Source organism: Joostella sp. CR20, assembly GCF_038433465.1.
Lineage (GTDB): Bacteria > Bacteroidota > Bacteroidia > Flavobacteriales > Flavobacteriaceae > Galbibacter.
Window position 1 is genome coordinate 34,647 of record NZ_JAESVF010000001.1, and the last position, 15,358, is coordinate 50,004.

At 35.9% G+C, this 15,358-nt stretch carries 26 protein-coding genes; all 26 read right to left on the bottom strand.

The features are described from left to right. Window positions 1-18: 18 nt before the first annotated feature. A complete protein-coding gene (locus JMA43_RS00140) occupies window positions 19-1,641 on the bottom strand; it encodes a glycogen synthase (protein WP_342153704.1) in 1,623 nt (540 codons plus the stop codon). 170 nt (window positions 1,642-1,811) lie between these two features. Next, on the bottom strand, window positions 1,812-3,101 hold the full coding sequence (eno, locus tag JMA43_RS00145) for a phosphopyruvate hydratase (RefSeq protein ID WP_342153706.1): 1,290 nt from the start codon (window positions 3,099-3,101) through the stop codon (window positions 1,812-1,814). Beyond that, complete coding sequence (gene carA / locus JMA43_RS00150; RefSeq protein ID WP_342153708.1) at window positions 3,098-4,219, bottom strand: glutamine-hydrolyzing carbamoyl-phosphate synthase small subunit; 1,122 nt, start codon at window positions 4,217-4,219, stop codon at window positions 3,098-3,100. Before carA ends, eno begins: the two co-directional genes overlap by 4 nt. A gap of 93 nt (window positions 4,220-4,312) precedes the next feature. After that, window positions 4,313-4,837, bottom strand: a complete 525-nt coding sequence (gene rplQ / locus JMA43_RS00155) for a 50S ribosomal protein L17 (RefSeq protein WP_342153710.1) — start codon at window positions 4,835-4,837, stop codon at window positions 4,313-4,315. 64 nt (window positions 4,838-4,901) lie between these two features. Continuing rightward, entirely contained in the window at window positions 4,902-5,894 is a 993-nt protein-coding gene (locus JMA43_RS00160) for a DNA-directed RNA polymerase subunit alpha (protein WP_342153712.1), read from the bottom strand. A gap of 21 nt (window positions 5,895-5,915) precedes the next feature. Further along, window positions 5,916-6,521: a 30S ribosomal protein S4 gene (rpsD, locus tag JMA43_RS00165; RefSeq protein WP_342153714.1), complete on the bottom strand. Its 606-nt coding sequence runs from the start codon at window positions 6,519-6,521 to the stop codon at window positions 5,916-5,918. 85 nt (window positions 6,522-6,606) lie between these two features. Continuing rightward, on the bottom strand, window positions 6,607-6,999 hold the full coding sequence (gene rpsK, locus JMA43_RS00170) for a 30S ribosomal protein S11 (protein ID WP_342153716.1): 393 nt from the start codon (window positions 6,997-6,999) through the stop codon (window positions 6,607-6,609). Window positions 7,000-7,103: 104 nt separating this feature from the next. Continuing rightward, entirely contained in the window at window positions 7,104-7,478 is a 375-nt protein-coding gene (rpsM, locus tag JMA43_RS00175) for a 30S ribosomal protein S13 (protein ID WP_342153718.1), read from the bottom strand. 3 nt (window positions 7,479-7,481) lie between these two features. Continuing rightward, window positions 7,482-7,598 carry a type B 50S ribosomal protein L36 gene (gene ykgO, locus JMA43_RS00180; RefSeq protein WP_074978891.1) on the bottom strand — a complete coding sequence of 39 codons (117 nt, stop codon included), beginning with the start codon at window positions 7,596-7,598 and terminating at the stop codon, window positions 7,482-7,484. Window positions 7,599-7,602: 4 nt separating this feature from the next. Further along, window positions 7,603-7,818 (bottom strand): translation initiation factor IF-1, encoded by a 216-nt coding sequence (gene infA, locus JMA43_RS00185; protein WP_008613577.1) that lies wholly within the window; start codon window positions 7,816-7,818, stop codon window positions 7,603-7,605. Window positions 7,819-7,820: 2 nt separating this feature from the next. Continuing rightward, window positions 7,821-9,176 carry a preprotein translocase subunit SecY gene (secY, locus tag JMA43_RS00190; protein ID WP_342153729.1) on the bottom strand — a complete coding sequence of 452 codons (1,356 nt, stop codon included), beginning with the start codon at window positions 9,174-9,176 and terminating at the stop codon, window positions 7,821-7,823. A 13-nt stretch (window positions 9,177-9,189) separates the two neighbouring features. After that, window positions 9,190-9,642, bottom strand: a complete 453-nt coding sequence (rplO, locus tag JMA43_RS00195; protein ID WP_342153731.1) for a 50S ribosomal protein L15 — start codon at window positions 9,640-9,642, stop codon at window positions 9,190-9,192. Between the two features lie 13 nt (window positions 9,643-9,655). After that, the gene (gene rpmD / locus JMA43_RS00200) at window positions 9,656-9,835 is read right to left on the bottom strand and encodes a 50S ribosomal protein L30 (RefSeq protein ID WP_178949692.1); all 180 of its coding nucleotides are present in this window, start codon (window positions 9,833-9,835) and stop codon (window positions 9,656-9,658) included. An 11-nt stretch (window positions 9,836-9,846) separates the two neighbouring features. After that, on the bottom strand, window positions 9,847-10,371 hold the full coding sequence (gene rpsE / locus JMA43_RS00205) for a 30S ribosomal protein S5 (protein WP_342153734.1): 525 nt from the start codon (window positions 10,369-10,371) through the stop codon (window positions 9,847-9,849). A gap of 6 nt (window positions 10,372-10,377) precedes the next feature. Beyond that, window positions 10,378-10,734: a 50S ribosomal protein L18 gene (gene rplR / locus JMA43_RS00210; RefSeq protein WP_342153735.1), complete on the bottom strand. Its 357-nt coding sequence runs from the start codon at window positions 10,732-10,734 to the stop codon at window positions 10,378-10,380. Between the two features lie 11 nt (window positions 10,735-10,745). Then, complete coding sequence (gene rplF / locus JMA43_RS00215) at window positions 10,746-11,288, bottom strand: 50S ribosomal protein L6 (protein WP_342153737.1); 543 nt, start codon at window positions 11,286-11,288, stop codon at window positions 10,746-10,748. Window positions 11,289-11,307: 19 nt separating this feature from the next. Next, on the bottom strand, window positions 11,308-11,706 hold the full coding sequence (gene rpsH, locus JMA43_RS00220; RefSeq protein ID WP_342153739.1) for a 30S ribosomal protein S8: 399 nt from the start codon (window positions 11,704-11,706) through the stop codon (window positions 11,308-11,310). 61 nt (window positions 11,707-11,767) lie between these two features. Further along, a complete protein-coding gene (rpsN, locus tag JMA43_RS00225) occupies window positions 11,768-12,037 on the bottom strand; it encodes a 30S ribosomal protein S14 (protein ID WP_342153741.1) in 270 nt (89 codons plus the stop codon). Window position 12,038: 1 nt separating this feature from the next. Next, window positions 12,039-12,590 (bottom strand): 50S ribosomal protein L5, encoded by a 552-nt coding sequence (rplE, locus tag JMA43_RS00230; RefSeq protein WP_342153743.1) that lies wholly within the window; start codon window positions 12,588-12,590, stop codon window positions 12,039-12,041. A 2-nt stretch (window positions 12,591-12,592) separates the two neighbouring features. Further along, a complete protein-coding gene (rplX, locus tag JMA43_RS00235; RefSeq protein WP_342153745.1) occupies window positions 12,593-12,907 on the bottom strand; it encodes a 50S ribosomal protein L24 in 315 nt (104 codons plus the stop codon). Window positions 12,908-12,918: 11 nt separating this feature from the next. Beyond that, window positions 12,919-13,287 carry a 50S ribosomal protein L14 gene (rplN, locus tag JMA43_RS00240; RefSeq protein ID WP_342153747.1) on the bottom strand — a complete coding sequence of 123 codons (369 nt, stop codon included), beginning with the start codon at window positions 13,285-13,287 and terminating at the stop codon, window positions 12,919-12,921. Window positions 13,288-13,289: 2 nt separating this feature from the next. Continuing rightward, a complete protein-coding gene (gene rpsQ, locus JMA43_RS00245) occupies window positions 13,290-13,547 on the bottom strand; it encodes a 30S ribosomal protein S17 (RefSeq protein WP_008992269.1) in 258 nt (85 codons plus the stop codon). 17 nt (window positions 13,548-13,564) lie between these two features. Then, complete coding sequence (rpmC, locus tag JMA43_RS00250; RefSeq protein ID WP_342153750.1) at window positions 13,565-13,756, bottom strand: 50S ribosomal protein L29; 192 nt, start codon at window positions 13,754-13,756, stop codon at window positions 13,565-13,567. Window positions 13,757-13,772: 16 nt separating this feature from the next. After that, complete coding sequence (rplP, locus tag JMA43_RS00255) at window positions 13,773-14,192, bottom strand: 50S ribosomal protein L16 (protein ID WP_008613592.1); 420 nt, start codon at window positions 14,190-14,192, stop codon at window positions 13,773-13,775. A 20-nt stretch (window positions 14,193-14,212) separates the two neighbouring features. Continuing rightward, a complete protein-coding gene (gene rpsC, locus JMA43_RS00260) occupies window positions 14,213-14,938 on the bottom strand; it encodes a 30S ribosomal protein S3 (RefSeq protein WP_342153753.1) in 726 nt (241 codons plus the stop codon). A gap of 8 nt (window positions 14,939-14,946) precedes the next feature. Then, window positions 14,947-15,354: a 50S ribosomal protein L22 gene (rplV, locus tag JMA43_RS00265; RefSeq protein WP_342153755.1), complete on the bottom strand. Its 408-nt coding sequence runs from the start codon at window positions 15,352-15,354 to the stop codon at window positions 14,947-14,949. Window positions 15,355-15,358: the final 4 nt, after the last annotated feature.

The window sequence follows — 15,358 nt, forward strand, 5'->3', positions numbered from 1 at the left end:
AAACCATCTAATCGATTTTTATACTGAATGAATATCAGACTTTATAGATTTATAACGTTTGATACTTTGTGCATCTTTAATTGAAGGTTTCTTTTCAAGCAATGGAATTTCATACAAATCGCTATAATATTCTTTTACAGACTTCTCCCAACTGAATCTTTTGCTTTTTGCAATTTTACTAATGTATTTCCAAGTTTCCTTATCCTCAAAATACGTATCCAACACCTCTTTAAAAACAGCTATAAAGTTTGCGTTTTTTTCTTCTAACGAGTCTCCTGCAAAACTAAAGCCCGATTTAAAATGTTCGACCGTATCTATAAGTCCGCCTGTAGCATGTACCAAACACGGCTGTCCGTTTCTCATGGCAAGCATCTGACTAATTCCGCAAGGCTCAAACAAGCTTGGCATTAAGTACAAATCGGATTCATAATACAAAGAATCGATAATTTCTTCTGATTGCCCGTTTATAAAAATAAAATTCTCCTTTTCGTAACTGATGGCTCGTAGCAACTCTTCATACTCTGGCGCTCCTGTTCCTAAAACTATGTACACCCCGTTTCGAGTAGCCAATTCATCTAAAATTGATTTTAGCAACTCAGGATTGTTTTTATAGAAAAAGAATTTTTGTTCGGTAAGTCTTGCCACACTTGCACACACAAAACTCGGTTTGTTTTCGGTTAACGAATAAATTTTATTTCCGGTGTGTGCTAGAAAATCAGCTTTATATTTTTTATTAGGCTCTTGTAACCATTTAAAAATTGCTTTGATACTGTGCTTGCAAAGTTCATTTTTTCGAACTCGATTGATGTTTTTATAATTACAACCATTTAAAATTCCGAACAAACGTCCTTGCTCATTCGCTTCTTTTAAATCATTTTCCAATCCTTCGCCCCCCACAAATGCTGGAAAGTTACTTGGCTTCTGAATATCTTCTTTGTACGATGGAGATACCGTATGCACAGCATCAGCAAAACGAATTCCCAACGCCATTAAATTAATACAATCGTGATATCGAGGATCTTTCAACTTTTCATCATCTATAGAAACTTCAGGATAAAAAGCTTGTAAGGAAGAAAAATTATCTCGAAACGGACGAATTCCTTGAATTGCCAAATTGTGAATTGAATATACAAACCGTATCGATTGCAAAAACTCAAACGTCGGATGATACGCTTTCAGGAAAAGCAACATTGCCGTATGCCAATCGTGTAAATGTATAATTTGCAATTCCCCAAACAAATCTTGCTTGACTGCCTGTGCAACAGCCGTACAAAACAGTGAAAACATACAAGCATCCGTATAAAAAGGCTGTTCGGGATCGTTAAAATAAATATGAGCAATATCTCCCGAAGTAATCTCTGGGTGATGAATTACATAGTGCTTTATTAAATTGTTTGGCTTCTTCCCTTGAACTTCATACAAAAAAGCTTCCTGCGGAACGCCTCTGTATGTAAAATGAAGTGTTCCAATTTCGGTTCCGTTTTGATGCAATCTACCATACGATGGCGTTACCACATGAGACATATCTCCGTGCATTGCTATTTGCCGAGGTACATCGCGAACAACGTCGCCCATCCCTCCAGCTTTGCAATTGGCTATTCCGTCATTCTCGGCACAAACAAAAAGAAAATTGGTTTTCACTGCGGTAGATTTTGTTGGTTATTGACCTTCGTTATAATCACCTTTAAATTAAATAATTAAAATGACATAGTGAAAATTTTCTTCATTAAATGAATGTTAATATGAAAAACTATAAAACAAAAAAAGCTCCGCAGAAATAGCGGAGCTTTTAACTATCTAATAAAAAAGATTTATTTTACTTTGAAAGCTTTTGCTTGTGGGTAATAAGCAACAGCACCTAGTTCTTCTTCAATACGTAACAATTGATTGTATTTTGCCATACGATCACTACGTGAAGCCGATCCAGTTTTGATTTGTCCTGTGTTTAAAGCAACAGCTAAATCTGCAATTGTGTTGTCTTCTGTTTCTCCAGAACGGTGAGACATTACAGAAGTGTAACCAGCGTTTTTAGCCATGTTTACAGCCGCAATAGTTTCAGTTAAAGTACCAATTTGGTTTACTTTAATCAAAATAGAATTTGCAATTCCGTTTTCAATTCCTTTAGATAAACGCTCTACATTGGTAACAAATAAATCGTCTCCAACCAACTGAACTTTATCTCCTACTTTGTCAGTAAGTGCTTTCCAACCTTCCCAGTCGTTTTCATCCATTCCATCTTCAATAGAGATAATTGGATATTTTGCGCTAAGGTCTGCCAAGTATTGTGCTTGCTCTTCAGAAGTTCTTACAGCTCCTTTGTCGCCTTCAAATTTAGTGTAATCGTATTTTCCGTCTACATAAAATTCAGCAGCAGCACAATCTAAAGCAATCATTACTTCGTCTCCCATTTTGTAACCTGCTTTTTCAACAGCTTTTGTAATGGTATCCAAAGCATCTTCTGTTCCGTCTAAAGTTGGTGCAAAACCTCCTTCGTCTCCAACAGCTGTACTTAAACCTCTATCGTGTAATACTTTTTTAAGGTTATGGAAAATCTCGGTTCCCATTTGCATTGCATGTGTAAAGTTTTTAGCTTTTACAGGCATTACCATAAACTCTTGGAAAGCAATTGGCGCATCTGAGTGAGAACCCCCATTAATAATATTCATCATTGGTACAGGAAGCGTGTTTGCGCTAACCCCACCAACGTAACGATATAATGGCATATTAAGTTCGTTTGCTGCAGCTTTTGCAACTGCCAACGAAACTCCTAAAATTGCATTTGCACCCAATTTTGATTTGTTTGGAGTTCCATCCAAATCAATCATGGTTTGATCGATTAAATTTTGCTCAAAAACAGAAGCCCCTAAAAGCTCTTCTGCGATAATTGTATTTACGTTATTTACTGCATCAGAAACACCTTTCCCCATGTATGCATTCCCTCCGTCGCGTAGCTCAACTGCTTCGTGCTCTCCAGTAGAAGCTCCAGATGGAACTGCTGCTCTACCTAAAACTCCATTTTCTGTAACTACATCTACCTCTACGGTTGGATTTCCTCTTGAATCTAATATCTGACGTGCGTGTACACTTATGATGATACTCATACTGTTTCTAGTTTTTGTTGTTTAATGTTTTCTATAAATTGATCGAATAAATATGTAGCGTCGTTTGGTCCTGGACCTGCTTCTGGGTGATATTGCACAGAGAAACAGTTTTTGTTTGTTAAACGAATTCCCATTACCTCATTATCATTTAAGTGAGAATGTGTAATCTCTACATTCGGGTTGCTTTCTGCTTCTTTTCTGTTGATGGCAAAACCGTGATTTTGAGAAGTAATTTCTCCTTTCCCTGTAACATGATTGATTACTGGGTGGTTAATTCCTCGGTGACCATTATACATTTTAAAAGTTGAAATTCCTTGAGACAATGCAATAATTTGATGCCCTAAACAAATTCCAAATAACGGAAGGTCTTTCTCGATAATCTCTTTAGCCAATTCAATTACTCCTTCTAGTGGCTCTGGATCTCCAGGTCCGTTTGATAAAAAGTAACCGTCTGGATTAAATGCTTCCAAATCTGCTAATGTTGCGTTGTATGGAAATACTTTGATATAACAGTCGCGTTTTGCTAAATTTCTAAGGATATTCTTTTTAATCCCTAAGTCTAAAGCAGCTATTTTGTAGGTTGCATTTTCGTCTCCGTAAAAATAAGGTTCTTTGGTAGAAACTTTAGAAGCAAGTTCTAGCCCAACCATATCTGGAGTATCGTTAAGTTGTTTCTTTAGCTCATCTATTTTATCAACTTCCGTAGAGATTACTGCATTCATAGCACCATGCTCACGAATATAGCTTACCAAAGCTCTGGTATCTACATCAGAAATTGCTAAAATATTATTGTTGTCTAAAAAGTTTTCTAGTGAATCTGTTTTTCCAACTCTTGATGGAACATAACTGAAGTTTTTACAAATAAGACCCGCAATTTTAACGGTATCCGATTCTTCTTCGTCATTTTTAACACCATAATTCCCGATATGGGCATTGGTAGTTACCATTAATTGTCCAAAATAAGATGGATCTGTAAAAATTTCTTGGTAGCCTGTCATTCCTGTGTTGAAACAGACCTCTCCGAAAGCACTTCCTTCTTTGTTAGCTACGGCTTTACCATAAAAAATGGTTCCGTCTGCTAATAAAATCATTGCTTGTTTTCTAGATTGATACTTCATTTTAGTACGTTGCAAAAGTTTTACAAAATAACACAAAAAAAAGGATAAACTAAAACGTTTATCCTTTTCGATATGTTATGATAACATTAATCACTATTCTTGTGAAGTTTCTGGTTTTTCATTTTCAGAAGCTTCATCTTTAGCAGCAGGAGCCTCTTTAGCTTGAGGTGCCTCTACAGCTGTATCCTGACTTGCTTTTTTATTTCTACCTCTTCTAGTAGATTTCTTCTTAGTAGAAGATTCTGCTACATTGTATGTTTCGTTGTAATCAACCAACTCAATCATCGCCATGTCAGCGTTATCTCCAAGTCTGTTTCCTAGTTTAATAATTCTAGTGTAACCTCCTGGTCTGTCTCCTACTTTAACAGCTACATCTCTAAAAAGCTCTGTAACAGCATATTTATCGCGTAATTTACTAAATACGATACGTCTGTTGTGAGTTGTATCTTCTTTAGATTTAGTAACGATAGGCTCTACAAACTGCTTTAATGCTTTAGCTTTTGCTAAAGTTGTATTAATACGCTTGTGCTCGATTAATGAGCAAGCCATATTAGCAAGCATTGCTTTTCTATGAGCTGTTTTTCTACCTAAATGGTTAAATTTCTTTCCGTGTCTCATGACAATTGTTTTAAACCCGCATCTTGCTCAACTCCTCTGAGGAGCAAATTATGAGGATATTATGTTAGTCCTTATCTAATTTATACTTTGACAAATCCATTCCGAAGCTTAATCCTTTGTTGTTTACAAGTTCTTCAAGCTCGGTTAAAGATTTTTTACCAAAGTTTCTGAATTTCATTAAATCGTTTTTGTTGAAAGATACTAAGTCTCCTAAAGTATCTACTTCGGCTGCTTTCAAACAGTTTAATGCTCTTACTGAAAGATCCATATCGACTAATTTGGTCTTTAGTAATTGACGCATATGAAGAGATTCCTCATCATATGTTTCTGTTTGTGCAATCTCATCAGCTTCAAGAGTTATACGCTCATCAGAGAATAACATGAAGTGGTGGATTAAAATTTTAGCAGCTTCAGTTAAAGCATCTTTTGGATGAATTGATCCGTCAGAAATGATTTCGAAAACTAATTTTTCGTAATCTGTTTTTTGTTCTACACGGTAATTCTCAATGCTAAACTTAACATTTTTGATAGGTGTGTAAATTGCATCTGTGAAGATTGTTCCAAGAGGCGCATTGGCTTTCTTGTTTTCTTCAGCAGGCACATACCCTCTACCTTTTTCGATTGTAATTTCCATGTTTATGGTAACCTTAGGATCTAAATTACAGATTACTAAATCTGGATTTAAAACCTGGAAACCTGATATAAACTTTTGGAAGTCTCCAGCAGTAATTTGTTCTTTACCTGAAATCGAAATAGAAACGGTTTCGTTATCGATATCTTCAATTTGTCTTTTGAAACGTACTTGTTTCAAATTCAAAATGATTTCTGTAACGTCCTCAACTACACCTTCGATTGCCGAAAACTCGTGTTCTACTTTATCGATTCTTGTAGATGTAATTGCAAAACCTTCTAAAGAAGATAAAAGAACTCTTCGTAATGCGTTACCAACGGTCAATCCGTATCCTGGTTCCAAAGGTCTGAATTCAAACTTACCTTCGAAATCGGTAGAATCGATCATTATAACTTTATCGGGCTTCTGAAAATTTAGTATTGCCATAGTACGACTGCTGTCTAATTATTATTTAGAGTATAACTCGACGATTAATTGCTCTTTAATATTTTCTGGAATTTGAATACGCTCAGGAACACTTACAAAAGTTCCTTCTTTTTTCTCGCTATTCCAAGTAATCCATTCGTAAACACTACTGTTATTTGCAAGCGATCTATCGATTGCTTCTAATGATTTAGATTTTTCTCTTACTCCAACAACATCACCAGCTTTCAATTGGTAAGAAGGAATGTTTACAATTTCTCCGTTAACTGTAATGTGACGGTGAGACACTAATTGTCTTGCACCACGTCTAGATGGAGAAACCCCCATTCTATAAACTACGTTATCTAAACGAGACTCACAAAGTTGTAAAAGCACCTCACCAGTAACACCTTTGCTACGGTTTGCTTTTTCGAATAAATTTCTGAATTGCTTTTCAAGGATACCGTAAGAGTATTTAGCTTTTTGCTTCTCCATTAATTGGACAGCATATTCTGATTTTTTACCTCTTCTACGGTTGTTTCCGTGTTGTCCTGGAGGATAATTTCTTTTCTCAAAAGATTTATCGTCTCCAAAAATTGCCTCTCCGAATTTACGGGCTATTTTAGTCTTTGGACCTGTATATCTTGCCATGTTGTAAGTTATTTTGAAGGTGATTATGAATTAAGGCTAAATCCTTCGATAATCGTAAAAACCTTCGTTTAAACATTAATATTAATTAAACTCTTCTTCTTTTTGGTGGACGACATCCGTTGTGTGGTAATGGAGTAACATCGATAATTTCTGTTACTTCAATTCCTGCATTGTGGATAGAACGGATTGCAGATTCTCTACCAGATCCTGGTCCTTTAACGTACACTTTTACTTTTCTAAGACCAGCTTCTTGAGCTACTTTAGATGCATCTTCTGCAGCTATTTGAGCAGCGTAAGGAGTGTTTTTCTTAGAACCTCTGAATCCCATTTTCCCTGCTGATGACCAAGCAATAACATCTCCCTTTTTGTTTGTTAAAGAGATAATAACGTTATTAAATGATGCAGAGATATGAGCTTCCCCTACAGATTCTACTATAACTTTACGTTTTTTAGTAGTTTTTGTATTTGACTTTGCCATATTGTTTTAGTTTCTAGTTGTTAGTTTTTAGTTGTTAGAATCCTAAACATTGCTATTTCAAACAGATTCATCTAACGTCTAAACACTAATGACTAATGTCTTAATTATTTAGTTGCTTTTTTCTTGTTAGCAACAGTTTTTCTTTTACCTTTTCTTGTTCTAGAGTTGTTCTTAGTGCGTTGTCCTCTTAATGGAAGACCTGCTCTATGACGAATACCTCTTTGACAACCGATGTCCATTAAACGTTTGATGTTTAACTGAACTTCTGAACGTAGTTCACCTTCAATTTTATAAGAAGCGATAGCCTCTCTAATTCCAGCGATATCCTCGTCTGCCCAATCGTTAACTTTTTTGTCTTCGTCAACTTGAGCTTTTGCTAAGATTTCTTTAGCTCTACTTTTTCCAATACCAAAGATGTAAGTTAAACCGATAACTCCTCTTTTATGCTTTGGTAAATCTACTCCTGCGATTCTAGCCATAACTTATCCTTGTCTTTGTTTAAATCTAGGATTCTTTTTATTAATTACATACAATCTCCCCTTTCTACGCACAATCTTGCACTCGGGACTTCTCTTTTTTAGTGATGCTCTTACTTTCATCTCTTTAATATCTATAAGTAATTCTTGCTTTAGTAAGGTCGTAAGGGCTCATTTCAAGTTTCACCTTATCTCCTGGTAACAATTTAATGTAATGCATACGCATTTTTCCAGAGATATGAGCCGTTACAACGTGACCGTTTTCTAATTCTACTCGAAACATTGCATTAGACAATGCTTCGATAATACTTCCATCTTGTTCTATTGCGGGCTGTTTTGCCATAATTAAGCTACAACTTTTCTATTTTTACCTGTTTTCATCAAGCCATCATAATGCCTGTTCAACAAATATGAATTTACTTGTTGCATTGTATCGATAGCTACACCTACTAAAATTAGTAATGATGTACCTCCATAAAACAACGCCCAGCCTTGTTGTACTCCCATTAATTTAACAACGATAGCTGGTAATACAGCAATTATTGCTAAAAATAAAGATCCTGGGAATGTAATTAAAGACATTATTTTGTCTAAATAATCTGAGGTTTCTTTTCCTGGACGAATTCCAGGGATAAATCCACCACTTCTCTTTAGATCATCAGCCATTTTATTTGTTGGTACTGTAATTGCGGTGTAAAAATACGTAAATATTATGATTAATAACGCAAAAACTACATTGTACCACAATCCAAAGATATTACTAAACTCTGTTTGCAACCATTGACCAACACCTGTATCCTTCAAAGCCCCTATTCTACCTACATATGCAGGCGCAAACATGATTGCTTGAGCAAATATAATTGGCATTACTCCAGAAGCATTTAATTTTAACGGAATGTACTGTCTAGATCCAAAAACATTTTTTTCATAGCCACCAGAAGCTGTTCTACGAGCATACTGAACTGGAATTTGTCTTGTTGCCATAACCAACATGATACATGCTAGTATAACTACAAACCATAAAATCAATTCAATCAATATCAACATTAATCCTCCGTTTGAACCTGATGTTCTAGAAACAAATTCTTGCACAAATGATTGTGGCATTCTAGCAATAATACCAACCATGATAAGTAAAGAGATTCCGTTACCGATACCTTTATCAGTAATTTTCTCTCCTAACCACATAGCAAAAATGGTTCCTGTTACTAAAATTAAAACTGCAGGAATCATAAAATCTAACCCTTTACCTAAAATAAAAGCACTGTCTGGCACTCCTAATGAACCCAAAGAATATAGGTATGCTGGAGCTTGCACCAAACAGATACCGATGGTTAACCATCTGGTAATTTGGTTTAATGTTTTACGACCACTCTCTCCTTCTTTTTGTAATTTTTGAAGGTAAGGAATTGCCAATCCCATTAATTGAACTACGATAGATGCAGAAATATAAGGCATAATTCCTAATGCAAAGAAAGAAGCATTTGCAAAAGCTCCTCCTGTAAATGCATTTAGGATACCTAATAATCCTCCACCATCTGTTCTAGATGATAATTCTGCCAATTGTTGTGTATCAATACCTGGTAATACTACTTGTGCACCAAAACGGTAAACTAAAAGAAGACCAAGGGTAATTAAAATTCTACCCTTTAGTTCTTCTATTTTCCAAATATTGCTTAATGTCTCAATAAATTTCTTCATGGTTACTTGTTGGTTATAAACTTACTGCTTCACCTCCGGCCGCTTCGATAGCTGCTTTAGCACTGGCGGTAAATTTATGTACTGATATTTTTAATTTAGCTTTTAGTTCTCCACCACCTAGTATTTTTACTAGCTCGTTAGATTTAACAACTCCGTTGTTTACTAAAATATCTAAATCTACAGTGTCTGTAACAACACCTTTATCAACCAATTCTTGTAACTTGTTTAAATTGATTCCCGCGTATTCTTTTCTGTTGATGTTGTTAAAACCAAATTTTGGAACACGTCTTTGAAGTGGCATTTGCCCTCCTTCAAAACCAATTTTCTTAGAATATCCTGAACGAGACTTAGCTCCTTTATGACCTCTAGTGGCAGTACCACCTTTGCCAGAACCTTGACCACGTCCTACTCTTTTTCCGTCTCTATGTACTGAACCTTCAGCTGGTTGTAAGTTACTTAAATTCATAACTATATTGTTATTAAGCTTCTTCAAAAGAAACTAAGTGTTCTACTTTTTTTACCATACCAAGGATGTTTGGTGTTGCATCATGCTCCACAACTTGACCAATTCCTTTTAGGCCTAGCGCTTTTAACGTTCTTTTTTGTCTTTCAGGACGTTTAATGCTGCTTTTTACTTGCGTAACTTTTACTTTTTTCATCTTTCCTTGGTTTATCCTTTAAAAACTTTTTCTAAAGAAATTCCTCTTTGTGCTGCGATTGTTCTTGCGTCTCTTAAACGTAATAAAGCATCGAAAGTTGCTTTAACTACGTTATGAGGGTTAGAAGAACCTTGAGATTTTGAAAGTACATCGTGTACTCCAACTGCTTCTAATACCGCACGTACTGCACCACCTGCAATAACCCCGGTACCGTGTGAAGCTGGCTGAATGTATACTCTAGCACCTCCATATTTCCCTTTTTGCTCATGAGGTAATGTACCTTTGTTAAGAGGAATACGTACTAGGTTTTTCTTAGCGTCTTCTACTGCTTTAGAAATAGCATCTGCTACCTCTTTAGATTTTCCTAATCCATGACCTACTACACCGTTCTCATCTCCTACAACAACAATTGCAGAAAATCCGAAGGCTCTACCTCCTTTAGTAACTTTAGTAACTCTTTGTACACCTACTAAACGGTCTTTTAACTCAAGTCCACTAGGTTTTACTAATTCTACGTTTTTATAATCTTGATACATATCTTCTTAGAATTTAAGTCCTGCTTCTCTAGCACCATCTGCTAATGATTTAACTCTACCGTGATATAAATATCCACCTCTATCGAAAGAGATTGTTTCATATCCAGCGCTCTTAGCTTTCTCTGCAATAGCTTTCCCTACAAGAGCAGCTATTTCAGTTTTAGTACCTTTTGCAGAACTAATTTCTTTATCTCTTGATGATGCTGATAGTAAAGTTTTACCTGCTACGTCATCGATCAATTGAGCATAAATTTCTTTATTACTTCTAAAAACAGCCAATCTAGGTCTTGCTTCCGTTCCAGAAACAACCTTGCGGATTCTGTTTTTGATTCTTTGTCTTCTTTCAGTCTTTGATAATGCCATAATGCTAATTATTAAGCTGATTTACCTGCTTTTCTTCTTAATTGTTCACCAACAAACTTAATTCCTTTTCCTTTGTAAGGCTCTGGCTTACGGAAAGAACGAATCTTAGCTGCTACTTGACCAACTAATTGCTTATCGAATGAGGTTAGTTTTACGATTGGGTTTTTACCTTTTTCTGAAATTGTTTCAATCTTAATTTCAGGTGCTAAATCCATAACTATGTTATGTGAAAAACCTACAGCCAAATCTAACTTTTGACCTTGGTTGCTAGCTCTATAACCAACTCCAACCAATTCTAACTCTTTAGTAAAGCCTTTAGAAACACCTTCAACCATATTGTTGATTAATGATCTGTATAGACCGTGTTTTGCTTTAACATTTTTCACCTCTGAAGAACGCTCTATAACCACATTTCCTTCTTCTACTTTAATAGTAACATCAGAAAAAGTTTGAGATAATTCTCCAAGTTTACCTTTAACGGTAACTTCGTCTTCTTTAATATCTACAGTAACTCCCTCAGGAATTGCTATTGGACTATTACCTACTCTTGACATTTCTTCTTGTCTTTAATGATTAGTAAACGTAACATAATACTTCTCCACCAACATTCTCAAGCTTCGCTTGCTTACTCGTCATCACTCCGTGAGAAGTAGAAACGATTGCAATACCAAGACCATTAAGAACTCTAGGAAGTTCATCTTTACCTGCATACTTACGTAAACCAGGTGTACTTACACGCTTCAGTTTTTTAATTACAGGCTCTTTCGTTAGCTTATCGTATTTCAAAGCTATTTTGATAGTTCCTTGTACTGAGTTGTCTTCAAATTTGTAACTTAAAATATATCCTTGATCGAATAATATTTTAGTAATGTCTTTTTTCAAATTAGAAGCTGGTATCTCTACCACTCTGTGTCCTGCACTGTTAGCGTTTCTAATTCTTGTTAAATAATCTGCTATAGGATCTGTATACATCTGTATCTATTTGCGGTAACAGTTTTTGAAAAATTTCAAACTTACTACCTATTAATGTTTTTTACCAACTTGCTTTTTTAACTCCTGGGATCAAACCTTGGTTTGCCATTTCTCTGAATGTTACACGAGAAATCCCAAAAGTACGCATATACCCTCTAGGTCTTCCAGTTAATTTACAACGATTGTGTAAACGTACTGGAGAAGCATTTTTTGGTAATTTTTGTAATGCCTCATAATCTCCAGCTTCTTTTAAAGCTTTTCTTTTTTCAGCATATTTATCTACCAATTTTTGTCTTTTCACCTCACGGGCTTTCATTGATTCTTTAGCCATACTAGTTCTTTTTAAAAGGTAATCCTAATTCGCTTAATAATGATTTTGCTTCTTTATCGGTGTCAGCAGAAGTAACAAAAGTAATATCCATACCTGCTACTTTGTTTACTTTATCGATATTGATCTCTGGAAAGATAATTTGCTCGGTAATACCAAGGTTATAGTTTCCACGTCCATCAAAACCATTAGCTTTGATTCCATTAAAATCTCTTACTCGAGGAAGTGCTGAAGTAACTAATCTATCTAAGAATTCGTACATCATCTCTCCGCGTAAAGTAACTTTTGCCCCAATTGGCATACCTTTACGTAGTTTAAAAGATGCAACGTCTTTTTTAGATATTGTAGCCACTGCTTTCTGTCCAGAAATACGAGTTAATTCGTCTACTGCGTAGTCGATCAACTTTTTATCTGCAACAGCTGCACCAACTCCACGGCTAATAACAATCTTTTCCAGTTTAGGCACTTGCATTACGTTGTTGTACCCAAACTCTCCTGTAAGAGCAGAAACTATTCTTTCTTTATACTCTTGTTTTAATCTTGGAATGTAAGCCATAATTAAATTACTTCATTAGATTTTTTAGAAAATCTCACTTTCTTACCATCTCTTACTTCGTAACCTACTCTCGTAGTTTCACCTGATTTAGGATCAATTAACGATAAATTAGATATGTGAATAAGAGCTTCTTTCTTAACGATACCACCTTGAGGGTTTTTAGCACTTGGCTTCTCGTGTTTAGACACAAGGTTTACTCCCTCAACTATCGCTTTGTTCTTTTCACGATTTACTTTAAGCACTTGCCCTTCTGCACCTTTGTGCTCTCCTGCAATTACTCTAACAGTATCTCCTGATTTTATCTTTAGTTTTATCATTTCTTAATGTATTAAAGCACCTCTGGAGCTAATGATACAATTTTCATAAATTGCTTATCGCGCAATTCTCTAGCTACTGGTCCAAATACACGAGTACCGCGCATTTCTCCTGCAGGGTTAAGAAGAACACAAGCATTATCATCAAAACGAATGTAAGAACCATCTGGTCTTCTTACTTCTTTTTTGGTACGAACTACAACTGCTGTAGATACTTGCCCTTTCTTAACGTTTCCGTTTGGCGTTGCATCTTTTACGGTAACAACTATTTTGTCACCAACAGAAGCATATCTTCTTTTAGTACCTCCTAATACACGGATCGTAAGAACTTCCTTAGCTCCCGTGTTGTCTGCTACTTTTAATCTTGATTCCTGTTGTACCATAATTATTTAGCTCTTTCAATGATTTCAACTAATCTCCAACATTTGGTTTTACTCATAGGTCTTGTTTCCATGATCTTTACAGTATCACCAATATTGCAATCGTCTTTTTCGTCGTGCGCAACATATTTCTTTGTTTTTAACACGAACTTACCGTACATAGGGTGTTTTACACGTTTCACTTCAGAAACCACAATCGATTTCTGCATTTTGTTACTTGTAACAACTCCTATTCTCTCTTTTCTTAAATTTCTATTTTCCATCTTCTAGCAGAATCGAATTATTGTAATTCTCTTTTAGTAAGCTCTGTTGCAATTCTAGCCACCGTTCTTCTAGTATGTCTCAACTGAAGTGGATTCTCCAAAGGTGTGATTGTGTGAGCTAATTTTAAATCTGCATATTGTTTTTTAACAATACCAAGCTGCTCTTGTAGCTCAGCAGTAGATAATTCTCTAATTTCTGACTGTTTCATAATCTTCTTAAATTAATTAAGCTGAATAATCTCTAGCTACAATAAACTTTGTTTTTACAGGTAGTTTTTGCGCTGCAAGCCTTAAAGCTTCTTTTGCAACATCCATAGGTACTCCACCTATTTCAAACATAATTCTACCTGGTTTAACTACAGCTGCCCAATATTCTGGAGCACCTTTACCTTTACCCATACGCACCTCAAGTGGCTTCTTTGTAATTGGCTTGTCTGGGAAAATCTTGATCCATAATTGCCCTTCTCTCTTCATAAAACGAGTAGCTGCAACACGAGCCGCCTCAATTTGACGTGCTGTGATGAATGATGAATCCATTGATTTTATACCAAACATACCATTTGAAAGTTCGTGCCCTCTTTGAGAAAGACCCTTCATACGGCCTTTCTGCTGCTTACGGTATTTTGTTCTTTTCGGCTGTAACATTTTTCTTTTACTTTAAAAAATTACTTTCTACGACGAGATTTTCTAGCTCCACCACCGGCATTGTTATTGCCGCCTTTCCCTTGCTTCTTAGACATTCCAACAAGCGGAGAAAGCTCTCTCTTTCCATAAACCTCACCTTTCATGATCCACACTTTGATTCCCAATCTACCATAAGTAGTATGAGCTTCGTGAAGTGCGTAATCAATGTCAGCTCTAAATGTTGACAAAGGAATTCTACCATCTTTATACGCTTCAGAACGTGCCATTTCGGCTCCGTTTAAACGTCCAGAGATTTGAACTTTGATACCTTCGGCGTTCATTCTCATTGCTGCAGCAATAGCCATTTTAATAGCACGTCTGTACGAAATTCTGTTTTCGATTTGACGCGCAATACTTGCAGCTACAAGATTAGCATCTAGTTCTGGTCTCTTAATTTCAAAGATGTTAATTTGAACTTCTTTGTCGGTAATTTTCTTAAGCTCTTCTTTTAGCTTGTCTACCTCTTGACCTCCTTTACCAATAATGATACCTGGACGTGCTGTAGTGATAGTAACGGTTACAAGCTTAAGCGTACGCTCAATAATTACTCTAGACACACTAGCTTTTGACAAACGAGCATGGATATACTTTCTGATTTTATCATCTTCAGCAAGTTTATCTCCATAGTCATTACCTCCATACCAGTTAGATTCCCATCCTCTAATGATACCAAGACGATTTCCGATTGGATTTGTTTTCTGTCCCATACTCTATCTTAGCTTTGTGTGTTATTTTTAGCTCCAACCACAATTGTTACGTGGTTTGAACGTTTTCTAATTCTGTGCGCGCGACCTTGTGGTGCTGGACGAAGTCTCTTCAACATAGCTCCACCGTCTACACGGATTTCCTGAACAAATAAATCTGCTTCTTCTAAGTTAGCATCTTCGTTTTTAGCTTGCCAGTTTGCAATTGCAGAAACTAACAATTTCTCTAAACGACGAGACGCCTCTTTTTGACTAAACTTCAAAATAGCAAGTGCCTTTTCAACCTTCTCCCCACGAACTAAATCGGCAACTAACCTCATTTTTCTAGGTGAAGTTGGGCAGTTATTCAACTTTGCAAATGCTAAATTCTTTTTAGCCTCTTTTATTTGCTCTGCTCTTTCTCTTTTACGAACTCCCATGGCT

Bases quoted from the DNA above. Each gene is read 5' to 3' on its own strand.
- eno (WP_342153706.1), bottom strand. From the start codon at position 3,101: ATGAGTATCATCATAAGTGTACACGCACGTCAGATATTAGATTCAAGA.
- carA (WP_342153708.1), bottom strand. From the start codon at position 4,219: ATGAAGTATCAATCTAGAAAACAAGCAATGATTTTATTAGCAGACGGA.
- rplQ (WP_342153710.1), bottom strand. From the start codon at position 4,837: ATGAGACACGGAAAGAAATTTAACCATTTAGGTAGAAAAACAGCTCAT.
- JMA43_RS00160 (WP_342153712.1), bottom strand. From the start codon at position 5,894: ATGGCAATACTAAATTTTCAGAAGCCCGATAAAGTTATAATGATCGAT.
- rpsD (WP_342153714.1), bottom strand. From the start codon at position 6,521: ATGGCAAGATATACAGGTCCAAAGACTAAAATAGCCCGTAAATTCGGA.
- rpsK (WP_342153716.1), bottom strand. From the start codon at position 6,999: ATGGCAAAGTCAAATACAAAAACTACTAAAAAACGTAAAGTTATAGTA.
- rpsM (WP_342153718.1), bottom strand. From the start codon at position 7,478: ATGGCTAGAATCGCAGGAGTAGATTTACCAAAGCATAAAAGAGGAGTT.
- ykgO (WP_074978891.1), bottom strand. From the start codon at position 7,598: ATGAAAGTAAGAGCATCACTAAAAAAGAGAAGTCCCGAGTGCAAGATT.
- infA (WP_008613577.1), bottom strand. From the start codon at position 7,818: ATGGCAAAACAGCCCGCAATAGAACAAGATGGAAGTATTATCGAAGCA.
- secY (WP_342153729.1), bottom strand. From the start codon at position 9,176: ATGAAGAAATTTATTGAGACATTAAGCAATATTTGGAAAATAGAAGAA.
- rplO (WP_342153731.1), bottom strand. From the start codon at position 9,642: ATGAATTTAAGTAACTTACAACCAGCTGAAGGTTCAGTACATAGAGAC.
- rpmD (WP_178949692.1), bottom strand. From the start codon at position 9,835: ATGAAAAAAGTAAAAGTTACGCAAGTAAAAAGCAGCATTAAACGTCCT.
- rpsE (WP_342153734.1), bottom strand. From the start codon at position 10,371: ATGTATCAAGATTATAAAAACGTAGAATTAGTAAAACCTAGTGGACTT.
- rplR (WP_342153735.1), bottom strand. From the start codon at position 10,734: ATGGCATTATCAAAGACTGAAAGAAGACAAAGAATCAAAAACAGAATC.
- rplF (WP_342153737.1), bottom strand. From the start codon at position 11,288: ATGTCAAGAGTAGGTAATAGTCCAATAGCAATTCCTGAGGGAGTTACT.
- rpsH (WP_342153739.1), bottom strand. From the start codon at position 11,706: ATGTATACAGATCCTATAGCAGATTATTTAACAAGAATTAGAAACGCT.
- rpsN (WP_342153741.1), bottom strand. From the start codon at position 12,037: ATGGCTAAAGAATCAATGAAAGCCCGTGAGGTGAAAAGACAAAAATTG.
- rplE (WP_342153743.1), bottom strand. From the start codon at position 12,590: ATGGCTTACATTCCAAGATTAAAACAAGAGTATAAAGAAAGAATAGTT.
- rplX (WP_342153745.1), bottom strand. From the start codon at position 12,907: ATGATAAAACTAAAGATAAAATCAGGAGATACTGTTAGAGTAATTGCA.
- rplN (WP_342153747.1), bottom strand. From the start codon at position 13,287: ATGGTACAACAGGAATCAAGATTAAAAGTAGCAGACAACACGGGAGCT.
- rpsQ (WP_008992269.1), bottom strand. From the start codon at position 13,547: ATGGAAAATAGAAATTTAAGAAAAGAGAGAATAGGAGTTGTTACAAGT.
- rpmC (WP_342153750.1), bottom strand. From the start codon at position 13,756: ATGAAACAGTCAGAAATTAGAGAATTATCTACTGCTGAGCTACAAGAG.
- rplP (WP_008613592.1), bottom strand. From the start codon at position 14,192: ATGTTACAGCCGAAAAGAACAAAATACCGTAAGCAGCAGAAAGGCCGT.
- rpsC (WP_342153753.1), bottom strand. From the start codon at position 14,938: ATGGGACAGAAAACAAATCCAATCGGAAATCGTCTTGGTATCATTAGA.
- rplV (WP_342153755.1), bottom strand. From the start codon at position 15,354: ATGGGAGTTCGTAAAAGAGAAAGAGCAGAGCAAATAAAAGAGGCTAAA.